We start from the raw sequence: 12,116 nt of genomic DNA, 5'->3' as shown, positions 1-12,116 counted from the left end.
GCAATAAATTATTTTACTGAATCTTTCAGTGCTTTACCTGCTACGAATGCAGGAACGTTAGCCGCAGCGATTTGAATCTCTGCACCAGTCTTAGGGTTACGACCAGTACGTGCTGCGCGGTGGTTAACTTTGAATGTACCAAAACCAATTAGTTGAACTTGGTCACCCTCTTTAAGTGCATCAGTCACACCTTCAAGAGTTGCTTCAAGAGCAGCTTTAGCTTGCGCTTTAGATAGGTCTGCTTTCTCTGCGATAAAGTCGATTAATTGGGTCTTGTTCATTAGGTTTCCCTTCTCATATGTTATCGAATTCAACTCACTCTAAAACATAAATGCCCCATCTGGCAAAGGTTTGTAAGCGATCTTTAGCTCTCATGACGCACTTTTAACCATATTCTGAGCATTAACTCACAATTTGTTACTCTGTCAGCAAGACTTAATACTTGTTTTTAACCTATTTTGGCCTTATTTATAGACATGCGAGAGCCCGTAAAGCCTGATATTTCGGGACCTAAAGCGAATATAAAATGCTCATATCAATAATGCGCAGGTACGAAAAGTCGCACTTTTCCGGCAAGAATTGATAGGGGTGTAAATCTACATAGGACACTTATGTTGTTGCTAACCATATACGTCACTGTTGCGATTGGCGTATCGTTTATCTGCTCCGTATTAGAAGCGGTTCTTCTGAGTATCTCACCAAGTTATATCGCCCAATTGCGTCAGCAAGGGCACCCCGCGGCTGAGCAACTGGCTAAGCTAAAAGCAGACATTGACCGCCCACTGGCGTCGATCCTGACCTTGAACACGATTGCCCACACCATTGGTGCGGCGAGTGCAGGTGCACAAGCTGCGGTTGTCTTTGGTAGCGAGTGGCTAGGCGTTTTCTCGGGTGTGCTCACGCTAGGTATCTTAGTGCTATCAGAAATCGTACCTAAAACCATTGGTGCCACTTACTGGCGTCAACTAGCCCCAGTTTCAGCTGTGGTTCTGCGTTGGATGGTTTGGGCGCTAACTCCATTTGTGTGGTTCTCAGAGCAGATCACTAAGCGCTTAGCCCGTGGGCATGAAGCACCAAAAATGCGTGATGAGCTATCCGCCATGGCAATTTTAGCCAAAGAGAGTGGTGAATTTGCAGAAGGTGAGTCTAAGATTCTGACTAACTTGCTCGGTATCCAAGATGTGCCTGTCACTCAGGTGATGACGCCTCGACCTGTTGTTTTCCGCGTTGATGCCGAAATGACGATCAATGAGTTTCTCGATAAACATAAAGAGACGCCGTTCTCACGTCCTCTGGTTTATAGCCAGTCGACTGATAACATCATTGGTTTTGTGCACCGCCTTGAGTTATTTAAACTGCAACAAGCAGGCTGTGGTGACAAACAACTCGGTGCAATAATGCGTCCTGTGCATGTACTCTTCAATACTATGGCACTGCCAAAAGCGTTTGAGCAGATGATGGCAAAGCGCCTGCAATTGGCGATGATCGTCGATGAATACGGCACCATTCAAGGTATTTTGACTCTGGAAGATGTGTTTGAGCACTTAGTTGGTGAAGAGATTGTCGATGAAGCTGACCGTACCACTGATATGCAAGAGCTTGCTTTTGACCGTTGGGAGAAGTGGAAAGAAAAGCATGGCGTAATCGAAAATCGTGATGACGATGAAGAGCTTGTTGAAGAACCAGTAGATAAGCCGAAAGACAATAAAAAAGACGAGAGTTAGTTAACTGGATAACTGGATAACTGGATAACTGGATAACTGGATAACTGGATAACTGGATAATAAAAAAAGAGGGTTGACGTGAAAGCGTCAACCCTCTTCTATTTGAATAAACTAAAGTAGGGAATACCTAACTATGGAAGATTGATCTATAGCTCGATTCCAATATTACTTACACCTTCATCGCGAAGCTCAGCACGTAAATCTTTGATCAGTTCAATATCACGCTGTTCAGCTTCTCTCAATGGACGGAAGATCGCCCATTGCACATCCCATTCACCGCAAACTGCTTCATTCTGTTTTTGGTTCTCGTTAGTAATCTCTTCACCTGTTTGGGCTTCTTCAAGCTGAGCGACCGTCATCACCGACTGTTGACTTACTTTGTGCATGTTTTCAAACAGATAATCTCTATCTAGCAAGCCATGTAGAAGGTTAGACAGTGCGACACAAGCGTCAATCGCTGGGTAAACACCATAAAAATCAAAATCTTCTGAGCTTGGAATGATCTCTTCTAGCTTTTCTAGCTGACGCTCAAAGTTCACTTTTGCCGTTTTGACAGTGAGCTGCTCCCAAATGCTGTCTAAAATATCACGGTAAACACGCGCTTCGGCAAACTCGGTGCTATCACAAAACATTGCATAGTTTGGGTACATACGTTCACACAGACTCGCCATAAAGGTAATCTGTTGCCATGGTTCTAACTTCTCAAGACGAAGCTGAAGAGGGTTCTGTAGCATAGAGACTCTTTGGGTCAGTTGACCTAGTTGCTGAATTAGACAGCGAAAGTGTACTTGATAACCAACAGGGAAAAAAGCAAGGCGATGAACAATTTCACTCATAAAGTTTATCTTCTTACCGAAGATGATGGCCGTTACCAACAGTTACTCGAACAAGTAGCACTTCCTGAACTCGAATTCACCTCATCGCGCAGTGAGGCAACTATCCTACTTGCTTCGCCCCCGCTCGCCGCTAAGCATCTTGATGATTTCCCCAACATCGAATGGATTCAATCTATTTATGCTGGAGTCGATGCCCTAGTAGGCAAACTAGACGATTTCTCAGGCGAGCTAACCAATGTAAAAGGTATTTTTGGTCAGCAAATTGCCGAATACGTGTTGGGTTATACCATTGAGCACTATCGTCACTTTAATCACTATCGACAGTTGCAAGCGCAACATCAGTGGCAACCCAGACCTTATCTCTCTTTGGCGAAAAAGAAGATGGTTATCCTAGGTACGGGTTCGATAGGCGCTTATCTTGCGAGCGTCGCTAAGGGTTTTGCCATCGAGCCAATTGGTGTTAACAGAAGTGGCATTCCTGGCAAACAGTCCCCTTTTGATGCGACCTATCATATTCAGGAATTGGCTACAGCCCTAAAACAGGCGGACATCGTCGTTAACACCTTGCCAAATACTCCTGAAACAGAAAATATCCTCAATGCCGATAGTTTGGGCCACTGTTCTGGTGCTCTGCTATTTAATGTCGGCCGAGGTAGTGCAGTCGATGAAGATGGATTGCTCACGGCGATTAAGAATGAAAATGTCAGTCATGCTTATCTAGACGTGTTCAAACAGGAGCCACTGAATGAAGAGCACCGATTCTGGCATCATGAGGGGATAACTCTTACTCCCCATATCGCAGCTTTGAGTTTTCCTGAACAAGTTATCGACATTTTTGCCGAGAACTATCAGCGTTGGTGCGATGGCTTTGGGTTGATAAACGTGGTCGACCTAAATAAAGGTTACTGATGTTAGAACCGCTACTAAAAGAGGTTCGAGCTTGCAAGGCTTGCGAGCCTTCTCTGCCACTGGGAGCCAACCCTGTCATTCAAGCCTCTAGCTCCGCAAAATTGTTAATCATAGGCCAAGCACCAGGAACAAGAGTCCATGAAACCTCAATACCTTGGAATGATCCGAGTGGTAATCGGCTGCGTGAGTGGCTAGCGCTCGACAAAGAGACCTTCTACGACCCTAGTAACATTGCCATTATGCCAATGGGCTTATGTTATCCGGGCAAAGGAAAAAGTGGCGACCTACCACCACGGAAAGAGTGCGCGCCGCTCTGGCATCAACGCGTTCTTGAGCAACTGCCTAACATAGGTATGACGCTACTCATCGGCCAATATGCGCAGAATTACTATTTGTCAGATAAACCGAAAAACCTGACCGAGACTGTTCAGCAATGGCAACGCTGGGCACCCAACTACCTCCCCTTGCCTCATCCATCACCACGCAATACTTTGTGGTTAAAGAAAAACCCGTGGTTTGAAGCTGAGGTTGTGCCTTACATTAGAGAGTATGTACATCGCTACTTATCAGAAGCTTAGGAATCTGAACCAAATAGGTCTCGGGTATAGACCTTATCTTGCACATCCATCAACTCTTTTGTCATTCGATTGGAGACGATAAGGCTAGCGCGCCGTTTAAAAGCTTGTAGGTTACGAACCACCTCTGATTGAAAAAAAGACTCCTCTTCCATCACTGGTTCATAGACAATCACTTCAATTCCTCGCGCTTTGATGCGTTTCATAATCCCTTGAATAGAAGAAAACCGAAAGTTATCCGAGCCCGTTTTCATTATCAGTCGGTAGATTCCTACTACTTTAGGCTCACGCTGTATGATGCACTGTGCGACAAAATCTTTGCGAGTTTTATTGGCGGCTACAATAGCGGCAATTAGATTATTTGGTACATCTTGGTAGTTTGCCAATAGCTGCTTGGTATCTTTAGGTAAACAGTAACCACCATAGCCAAATGACGGGTTGTTGTAATGCTCACCGATACGAGGGTCTAAGCCGACGCCATGAATAATTTGCCGCGTATCTAAACGGTGAGATTCAGCATAAGAGTCTAGCTCATTAAAATACGCCACCCGCATCGCTAAATAAGTATTGGAGAACAATTTGACCGCTTCAGCTTCCGTAGAATCAATCAGAAGCACTTCAGCACCTTGTTTTTCACTACCTTCTAGCAATAACTGCGCAAATTGCTTCGCACGCTCACTGCGTTCACCAACAATAATACGAGAGGGATTTAAATTATCGTACAGTGCTAATCCTTCACGTAAAAACTCTGGTGAGAAGATGATGTTTTGGACATTTAGCGTACTCTTGATTCTTTTGGTGTAGCCGACAGGCACTGTCGATTTGATGATCATAGTGGCACGCGGATTTATCGCCACGACATCACGAATAACAGCCTCAACAGACGATGTATCAAAGTAGTTGGTAATTGGGTCGTAATCCGTTGGGGTTGCAATTACAATGAACTCAGCACCACAATACGCTTGATACTTGTCTGTTGTCGCAATTAAATCAAGAGTTCGAGAACTCAAAAACTCTTCAATGCCTTCATCACGAATAGGGGAAAGGCGGTCATTAATAAGCTCAACTTTATGCCTCACCACATCAAGAGCAACAACACTGTTTCTTTGAGACAGGAGCACCGCAATTGATAAACCTACATACCCACATCCTACTACCGCAATTCTCACCTTAAGCTCCTATCTATATTCAGATGGTCTACTTACTTATCTCTAGAGTTACTGGTTAAGGTTTCAATTACTATGCAGAGGCTTGACAATTTAGAGACAAAAAACGGAGACCGAAGTCTCCGTTTTTAAATCGCTATAAGTAGATCGGGGGATTACATCATACCGCCCATGCCACCCATACCACCCATGCCGCCCATATCAGGCATTGCAGGAGCATCTTTTTGTGGTAGGTCTGTCACCATAGCTTCTGTGGTGATCATTAGGCCCGCAACTGATGCAGCAAACTGAAGTGCGCTACGAGTAACCTTAGTTGGATCTAAGATACCCATTGCGATCATGTCACCGTATTCACCTGTTGCAGCATTGTAGCCGTATGAACCTTCACCGCCTTTCACGTTGTTAGCAACCACTGACTCTTCGTCACCAGCGTTCTTCGTGATTTGACGGATAGGCGCTTCCATTGCACGTAGAGCTACGCGAATACCGACATTTTGCTCTTCGTTGTCACCTTGAAGTTCAGTGATCTTAGAAGCTGCGCGGATTAGTGCTACACCACCACCAGCAACAACACCCTCTTCAACCGCAGCTCGAGTTGCATGAAGCGCATCTTCTACACGGTCTTTCTTCTCTTTCATTTCAACTTCAGTCGCTGCGCCAACTTTGATCACTGCCACACCGCCTGCCAGTTTAGCAACGCGCTCTTGTAGCTTCTCTTTGTCATAGTCTGAAGTTGCTTCTTCGATTTGCTGACGGATTTGAGCAACACGACCAGAGATCATTGCTTCTTCACCAATGCCATCGATGATAGTTGTGTTTTCTTTAGTGATAGCAACACGCTTCGCTTGACCTAGATCGTCTAGAACCACTTTCTCTAGTTCTAGGCCAACTTCTTCAGAAATCACTGTACCGCCAGTTAGGATAGCGATGTCTTGTAGCATAGCTTTACGACGGTCACCGAAACCAGGCGCTTTAACCGCCGCTACTTTTACGATGCCACGCATGTTGTTCACAACTAGCGTTGCCAGTGCTTCACCTTCCACATCTTCAGCAATGATAAGAAGAGGGCGAGATGCTTTTGCTACTGCTTCTAGGGTCGGAAGAAGTTCACGGATGTTTGAAACTTTCTTGTCGATTAGAAGAATGAATGGGTTCTCTAGATCAACAGAGCCTGCTTCTTGGTTGTTGATGAAGTAAGGCGATAGGTAACCGCGGTCGAACTGCATACCTTCAACCACGTCTAGCTCATCTTGTAGAGCCTGACCTTCTTCAACAGTGATAACGCCATCACGGCCGACTTTTTCCATCGCTTCAGCAATAATATTACCGACGCTTGAATCGGAGTTCGCAGAAATAGTACCTACCTGAGCAATCGCTTTAGTGTCTTCACATGGAACTGACAGCGCTTTTAGCTCTTCAACAGCAGCAACAACCGCTTTGTCGATACCACGCTTAAGATCCATTGGGTTCATACCCGCAGCAACAGCTTTTAAGCCTTCGTTTACGATAGCTTGAGCAAGTACAGTTGCTGTTGTTGTACCGTCACCCGCAGCGTCGTTTGCTTGAGACGCTACTTCTTTAACCATTTGCGCGCCCATGTTTTGGAACTTGTCTTCAAGTTCGATTTCGCGCGCTACAGATACACCATCTTTAGTAATCGTTGGTGCACCGAAAGATTTGTCTAGAACAACGTTACGACCTTTAGGGCCTAGTGTTACTTTTACCGCGTCAGCCAGAACGTTTACACCCTCAAGCATTTTTACGCGTGCATCGTTACCAAATTTAACGTCTTTAGCAGCCATCTTTAGTTTCCTTTTCTAAATTCTTTGTTTTGATTTTCAGCTGAACCTGAGCAAAAAATTACTCAATGATTGCTATTACTCAACGATTGCCATGATGTCGTTTTCAGACATAACTAGCACTTCTTTACCGTCGATTTTTTCAGTTTTAGTGCCGTAACCTTCAGCGAAGATAACAGTGTCGCCAACTTTAACGTCCAACGGTAGCACTGTACCGTTTTCTAGGATCCGGCCTTTACCCACAGCTAGTACAACACCGCGAGTCGATTTCTCTGCAGCAGAACCAGTCAGAACGATGCCACCTGCTGACTTAGATTCAACTTCTTGGCGTTCTACGATAACTCGGTCGTGTAATGGACGAATGTTCATCGGTCGTCTCTCCTGAAAATTTCCATGTTGTTTGATAATTGCATTGCGCGAAAGCACAAAGTTTCAAAGTCTTGTGCTATCTATATGAGGGGTAAATTCAGGAAACCCAAGGGGGAAGCAGTAGATTTTTGTGATCTGGTTCTTACATAGATTATTTTAAGACTATAAATCTATAGATGCCTATGTTTGTTGAGGTTTTGAGGCTCTAGATTTTTCTCGAAGAAATACAAATCGACACAACACAAAAATCACCCCTAAACTTGCACCAAGTAAAAATCCCAAAACAACAAAAAATTTACGATTCGGACTTATAGGTGCAGTTGGCTTGACAGGCTTGGAAACTAACCGAACAATAGTTGCACTTGAACTCTCTAACATTGCTTTTTTATAAATCTGCAAAGCAAATAGTTCATCCAAGTGCTGTTGAATAGCGTTTGGTATATCTCTATCAATAAGAAGAGACAGTTCTTCCAGGGATGAATCAACTTTCTTCAGTTCTTCATTTTTGACTATATCATTAAGTTTTTCTATAGCTTTACTAACATTGCTATAAGCTACTTGCGGCTCTGTCGATATTTCGTAAATAGTAAAAAAACCTTTGCGGATATCATATCGTATATTAATTCCCACTAACTCTTTACTGTCAGTATCAATTTCTTGGATAAGTTTTTCCTTAAAAACATCGCTCATTATAAATTCACGAGAAACTCTTGGTTCGTATTCCTTCGCAACACTGTAAACAGATTCTTCAATTTGAAATGAAGCACTAACCTGAAAGATGTTGGGTTTGTAAAAGGCGTAAATTAACGCACCAAGTGAAAATATCACAGTAAAAAAAACAACTGTTGACTTGTCATCCCACAGAGCTTTAAAAAGTTCTCTAAGTTCTACATCTTCTCCACTATTGTTATGGTGGGAGGGGGGGCTAAGTGAGTAATGTTGATTTGATAATGGTTGATTTTGCTCGTTCACACATAATCCTTTTACAAGCAACTTGCTTATTCTTACTAAAAATACTTAATTGAATCTGTAAATACTAACATAGCCTTTCGACGCCTGACAGTATTAGAGGTTTAGAAAAGGAGAGTAAATTCACCGGCTGATGGTTAACGCCAATCGTCCAAGGGAATAACCTGAGCACTGTGCTTAGAGTCCATCTCGCTAACATCACCATCGAGCACATCTTGAAATTTTACCATTTGGGAAACAAGCTCGCGCATGAGGAGTACGTTGGCATGATTAGGGTTTTTGCAGCTTCCTACTACACGATCGATATGGCTTTGCTGAGCCCATAGTCTGTCTTGCATTTCTTCTGAAGCTGAAAGAATCATTTCTTTACACATATCCTGCTTTAGCTGAGTAAAGCCTTCCGGATTATTTTCTGCCAGTGCCATTAACTCATCGAAAGAAGGTAAGGTTTGATTGATTAGTGGTGAACTCATACTGCCTCCCTTAGTGATGACTAAATTATCAACACCGCAAATTAAGGATAGGCGATCCAGACGAAGTTAGTGAACCTGAAAATTACTTTTTCAGATTTGAGACGCACTAAGATGTATGCCTTTAATTTGATAGACACATCTTCTCTGCCCAGCAACGATATGTTCTGTGCGTTCGACAGATAACTCGTCACCAAGTAAAATCTGAAAAATGGATAATTCTGAGTGACACAAGCTCGGACAACGTGTCGCAGCCTTACAAATAGGACAGTGGTTTTCAATCAACAAGTAACCACAATCTGCCTTTTCAAACTCCGCCATGTAGCCTTCTTGTTGGCGCAATTCAACTAGCCTTTTCAGCTTAGAAAAGGAGTCGGAGCAAAGACTGAGTTCTTCTTGATAGTAAGCTAACGTTTTCGCTTCTCGCTCATCCGCCACTTTTTGCAAACCCTCTTGACCAAACAGGTTTTCGACCGCTTCTATGACTTGAATGGTCAGCTCACCGTGACGATCGGCAAATTGTGCATGACCTTTTTTTGTCAGCGACCAGTGCCGCGTAGGCCTTCCCACTTTGACTTTTAAGTCTTCGAAGGTGAGTAAATCATCATTCTCAAGAGTTTGTAGGTGTTGACGCGCCCCCATAGTAGTCATATCGAGTGCGTCGGCAAGCTGCTTCGCGGTAACAGCCCCTTCTCTTTTTATGGTTTGTAATATTTTGTCGGCGCTTTTCATGCTTGCTCCCTCAATCACTGAAACATTATGGAGCATCAGCTTTATAAAGCAAACGCTTTACCGAGATGGTTTGATGTACTTCATCGCTACGAGCTGCTTCTTCAAGCTATAACGTTCAAACAGCCCTTTTAGCGAGTTAGGTAACTGACTCGCATCAATCGTCTTGAAGTTATGTTGAGCATAAAATGTTTCTAGGTGTGCGTAGGCAAAGCAGAAGTCATGATCCGATAAAACATGCTGAGCGCAGTAGCCCATTAACTGATGACCTAATCCGCTTCCCCTATGTTCTGGTAAAACTAGCATTCCTGTTAACAAACGATACTGCTCAATATTTCTAAAACGAACCAGTGAGACGATTTGTTGCTCAATAGAACCAACAATTGTCAGCTCATCCTTTTTCGCCTTGCCTGAAGGATAGTGAGCTTTGTACAAACGCGAGATAAGGGGGAGTTTTATTGGGTCTAAGGTTTCAATCTGCATTGGGGTCATTATCACCAAACTTCAATTTAGGGTAGAATGCAGGCAGTTTAGATTACTCGATAAATCCGATGCAAATATTAGCTAACGCAGATCTTAGTCGCTCCCACACTTTTTCCATCTCGCAAACCTGCTCTTACCTAGTTGAGGTTGCCACCGTTGAAGAAATCAAACATGTCTATCAAAAACAAGAGTGGTTAAGCCTTCCTAAACTGATCTTGGGCAAAGGCAGTAATGTTTTCTTTACCCAGCCCTACCAAGGCGTGGTGGTAGTCAATAAATTGCTCGGAAAGTCGGCCAGTGAAACCGACACGCATTGGCATCTGCATATCGCTGGCGGTGAAGATTGGCCAAGCTTGGTGAGGTGGAGTGTTGAACAAGGCTACTTTGGATTAGAGAATCTCGCTCTCATCCCCGGCTGTGCGGGCAGCGCTCCGATTCAAAACATCGGCGCTTATGGTGTTGAGCTTAAAGATGTCTGCGAATATGTCGACGTACTTTGCTTAGAAACCTTCAATACCAAGCGCTTGAGTGCTGAAGAGTGTCAATTTGGCTATCGAGACTCCATTTTTAAACATGAGCTGTTTGAGAAAGTCATGGTTGTCGCGATTGGCTTGAAACTCCCAAAGCAGTGGTCAGCGAATATCGAATATGGACCGCTTCAACCTCTTCAAAGTGAAACCCTCACCGCGCAACAGGTGTTTGAGCGAGTTTGCCAAATCCGAATGGAAAAGCTGCCAGATCCTGCCAAACTAGGCAATGCAGGGAGCTTCTTTAAAAACCCGGTTATCTCGAACCAGCAGTTCGAAAATTTGAGCAAACAATTCCCCGATATTGCCGCGTACCCAACACAAGATGGCGTAAAAGTCGCCGCTGGCTGGCTAATAGATCGATGCCAATTAAAAGGCCATCAAATCGGTGGTGCTCAAGTCCACCCGAAACAGGCTTTGGTGCTGGTGAATACCGACAATGCAACCGCAAACGATGTGATCAAATTAGCAGCAACAGTACGCCAAGCTGTATTGGAAAGATATCAGATAGCGTTAGAGCATGAAGTGAGATTTATCGGTTCTCATGCAGAAACAAATTTAGCGACAATATTAGAGAGCCAGCAATGAAAGAACATTCCGTAAAACTTTCTATCTTGAAGGCTTTATCACAAGGAGGATTTCACTCCGGAGAAGAGCTAGGAGATAAGCTTGGCGTATCCAGAGCCGCGATCAGTAAGCATATTAAAGGCATCCAAGCTTGGGGAGTCGATGTGTTTAGCGTGCAGGGCAAGGGCTACCAGCTCGCCAAGCCTATGCAGTTGCTCGACAAAGAGATACTTCAAAATAATTTAACGAACCGAGTAGAGCTGATACCTATTATTGACTCAACCAACCAATATCTACTTGATAGAGTCGAGAGCTTAGTGTCTGGGTCAGTGTGTCTTGCGGAATATCAAGCCAAAGGTAGAGGTCGCCGTGGGCGCGAGTGGATATCTCCTTTTGGTTCAAACCTATACTTATCGATGTTTTGGCGTTTAGATGCAGGTATGGCAGCCGCAATGGGATTAAGCCTAGTGGTTGGTGTGGCAATCGTTGAAGCTCTCGAAGAAATGGGACTGACAGGGGTAAAACTAAAGTGGCCAAATGACCTCTATTATCAAGACAAGAAGCTCGCAGGCATTCTGGTCGAAATGTCAGGCCAAGCTGGTGCAGCGGCCAACCTTGTCATAGGGATGGGCCTCAACTTGATGATGTCAGAGGCAACAGAAGGCATTACCCAGCCCTGGGCTAGCCTAGATGAAGTGGCAGATAATCAACTGATTGATAGAAACCAACTGGCGATTACCATGATAACCACCCTACAAAAAGCTTTAGATGATTATGAACTGTATGGGATGGCAGGCTTTGTCGAGAGATGGAATCGCTTGGATAACTTTATCAACCGTTCAGTAAAACTGCTTATGGGACCTAGGGAGATTAGCGGAATCGCCAGAGGCATCAACGAACAAGGCGCGGTTCTATTAGAAACCGAAAATGGCCTAGAAACCTTTATCGGTGGTGAAATCAGTCTTCGTCCTAATCAGTAAATCACAGGTTTTA

The 12,116-nt window shown here is 44.0% G+C and carries 14 protein-coding genes; 5 read left to right on the top strand and 9 right to left on the bottom strand.

All coding sequences use genetic code 11. From position 1 onward, the window contains the following. Nucleotides 1-8 precede the first annotated feature (8 nt). Complete coding sequence (gene hupA, locus AC6R16_RS21580; protein ID WP_004742945.1) at nucleotides 9-281, bottom strand: nucleoid-associated protein HU-alpha; 273 nt, start codon at nucleotides 279-281, stop codon at nucleotides 9-11. Between the two features lie 330 nt (nucleotides 282-611). On the opposite strand from hupA, the gene AC6R16_RS21575 reads away from it, so the two are divergent. Next, nucleotides 612-1,724 (top strand): CNNM domain-containing protein, encoded by a 1,113-nt coding sequence (locus AC6R16_RS21575; protein WP_500675700.1) that lies wholly within the window; start codon nucleotides 612-614, stop codon nucleotides 1,722-1,724. 146 nt (nucleotides 1,725-1,870) lie between these two features. Here the strand turns inward: AC6R16_RS21575 and AC6R16_RS21570 are convergent, their stop codons facing one another. After that, nucleotides 1,871-2,458 carry a YjaG family protein gene (locus tag AC6R16_RS21570; protein ID WP_171323953.1) on the bottom strand — a complete coding sequence of 196 codons (588 nt, stop codon included), beginning with the start codon at nucleotides 2,456-2,458 and terminating at the stop codon, nucleotides 1,871-1,873. Between the two features lie 84 nt (nucleotides 2,459-2,542). Here AC6R16_RS21570 and AC6R16_RS21565 point away from each other — a divergent pair, with 84 nt between their 5' ends. After that, nucleotides 2,543-3,469 carry a D-2-hydroxyacid dehydrogenase gene (locus AC6R16_RS21565; protein WP_500675699.1) on the top strand — a complete coding sequence of 309 codons (927 nt, stop codon included), beginning with the start codon at nucleotides 2,543-2,545 and terminating at the stop codon, nucleotides 3,467-3,469. Next, complete coding sequence (locus AC6R16_RS21560; RefSeq protein ID WP_500675698.1) at nucleotides 3,469-4,047, top strand: uracil-DNA glycosylase family protein; 579 nt, start codon at nucleotides 3,469-3,471, stop codon at nucleotides 4,045-4,047. Before AC6R16_RS21565 ends, AC6R16_RS21560 begins: the two co-directional genes overlap by 1 nt. Here AC6R16_RS21560 and AC6R16_RS21555 read toward each other — a convergent pair. The 7 genes from AC6R16_RS21555 to AC6R16_RS21525 all read right to left on the bottom strand — a co-directional run bounded on the left by AC6R16_RS21555 (nucleotide 4,044) and on the right by AC6R16_RS21525 (nucleotide 10,029). Then, a complete protein-coding gene (locus tag AC6R16_RS21555; protein ID WP_500675697.1) occupies nucleotides 4,044-5,213 on the bottom strand; it encodes a nucleotide sugar dehydrogenase in 1,170 nt (389 codons plus the stop codon). The genes AC6R16_RS21560 and AC6R16_RS21555 overlap by 4 nt on opposite strands. A 152-nt stretch (nucleotides 5,214-5,365) precedes the next feature. Beyond that, entirely contained in the window at nucleotides 5,366-7,012 is a 1,647-nt protein-coding gene (gene groL, locus AC6R16_RS21550; RefSeq protein WP_500675696.1) for a chaperonin GroEL, read from the bottom strand. A gap of 75 nt (nucleotides 7,013-7,087) precedes the next feature. Beyond that, nucleotides 7,088-7,378, bottom strand: coding sequence for a co-chaperone GroES (locus tag AC6R16_RS21545; protein ID WP_004410737.1), 291 nt, complete (start codon nucleotides 7,376-7,378; stop codon nucleotides 7,088-7,090). A gap of 180 nt (nucleotides 7,379-7,558) precedes the next feature. Beyond that, a complete protein-coding gene (locus AC6R16_RS21540) occupies nucleotides 7,559-8,350 on the bottom strand; it encodes a Wzz/FepE/Etk N-terminal domain-containing protein (protein WP_500675695.1) in 792 nt (263 codons plus the stop codon). A gap of 134 nt (nucleotides 8,351-8,484) precedes the next feature. Next, nucleotides 8,485-8,820, bottom strand: a complete 336-nt coding sequence (locus tag AC6R16_RS21535) for a DUF3135 domain-containing protein (RefSeq protein WP_500675694.1) — start codon at nucleotides 8,818-8,820, stop codon at nucleotides 8,485-8,487. Nucleotides 8,821-8,910: 90 nt separating this feature from the next. Next, on the bottom strand, nucleotides 8,911-9,549 hold the full coding sequence (locus tag AC6R16_RS21530) for a helix-turn-helix transcriptional regulator (protein WP_500675693.1): 639 nt from the start codon (nucleotides 9,547-9,549) through the stop codon (nucleotides 8,911-8,913). A gap of 57 nt (nucleotides 9,550-9,606) precedes the next feature. Next, nucleotides 9,607-10,029: a GNAT family N-acetyltransferase gene (locus AC6R16_RS21525; RefSeq protein ID WP_500675740.1), complete on the bottom strand. Its 423-nt coding sequence runs from the start codon at nucleotides 10,027-10,029 to the stop codon at nucleotides 9,607-9,609. Between the two features lie 68 nt (nucleotides 10,030-10,097). Between AC6R16_RS21525 and murB the strand changes: the two genes are divergently transcribed. Continuing rightward, complete coding sequence (gene murB / locus AC6R16_RS21520; protein WP_500675692.1) at nucleotides 10,098-11,144, top strand: UDP-N-acetylmuramate dehydrogenase; 1,047 nt, start codon at nucleotides 10,098-10,100, stop codon at nucleotides 11,142-11,144. Beyond that, nucleotides 11,141-12,103, top strand: a complete 963-nt coding sequence (gene birA, locus AC6R16_RS21515) for a bifunctional biotin--[acetyl-CoA-carboxylase] ligase/biotin operon repressor BirA (protein WP_500675691.1) — start codon at nucleotides 11,141-11,143, stop codon at nucleotides 12,101-12,103. The genes murB and birA overlap by 4 nt, the downstream gene beginning before the upstream one ends. The last annotated feature ends 13 nt before the right edge of the window (nucleotides 12,104-12,116 follow it).

The sequence above is a fragment of the Vibrio sp. R10-SG3-ISO10 genome (assembly GCF_059834185.1).
The sequence above is the reverse complement of the archived record's forward strand: the minus strand, read 5'-3'. Positions and strand labels throughout refer to the sequence as shown.

Coding starts and splice junctions, on each gene's coding strand:
- AC6R16_RS21530 (WP_500675693.1), bottom strand. CDS start 9,549: ATGAAAAGCGCCGACAAAATATTACAAACCATAAAAAGAGAAGGGGCT.
- AC6R16_RS21575 (WP_500675700.1), top strand. CDS start 612: ATGTTGTTGCTAACCATATACGTCACTGTTGCGATTGGCGTATCGTTT.
- AC6R16_RS21535 (WP_500675694.1), bottom strand. CDS start 8,820: ATGAGTTCACCACTAATCAATCAAACCTTACCTTCTTTCGATGAGTTA.
- AC6R16_RS21570 (WP_171323953.1), bottom strand. CDS start 2,458: ATGCTACAGAACCCTCTTCAGCTTCGTCTTGAGAAGTTAGAACCATGG.
- AC6R16_RS21545 (WP_004410737.1), bottom strand. CDS start 7,378: ATGAACATTCGTCCATTACACGACCGAGTTATCGTAGAACGCCAAGAA.
- AC6R16_RS21525 (WP_500675740.1), bottom strand. CDS start 10,029: ATGCAGATTGAAACCTTAGACCCAATAAAACTCCCCCTTATCTCGCGT.
- AC6R16_RS21560 (WP_500675698.1), top strand. CDS start 3,469: ATGTTAGAACCGCTACTAAAAGAGGTTCGAGCTTGCAAGGCTTGCGAG.
- murB (WP_500675692.1), top strand. CDS start 10,098: ATGCAAATATTAGCTAACGCAGATCTTAGTCGCTCCCACACTTTTTCC.
- birA (WP_500675691.1), top strand. CDS start 11,141: ATGAAAGAACATTCCGTAAAACTTTCTATCTTGAAGGCTTTATCACAA.
- groL (WP_500675696.1), bottom strand. CDS start 7,012: ATGGCTGCTAAAGACGTTAAATTTGGTAACGATGCACGCGTAAAAATG.
- hupA (WP_004742945.1), bottom strand. CDS start 281: ATGAACAAGACCCAATTAATCGACTTTATCGCAGAGAAAGCAGACCTA.
- AC6R16_RS21565 (WP_500675699.1), top strand. CDS start 2,543: ATGAACAATTTCACTCATAAAGTTTATCTTCTTACCGAAGATGATGGC.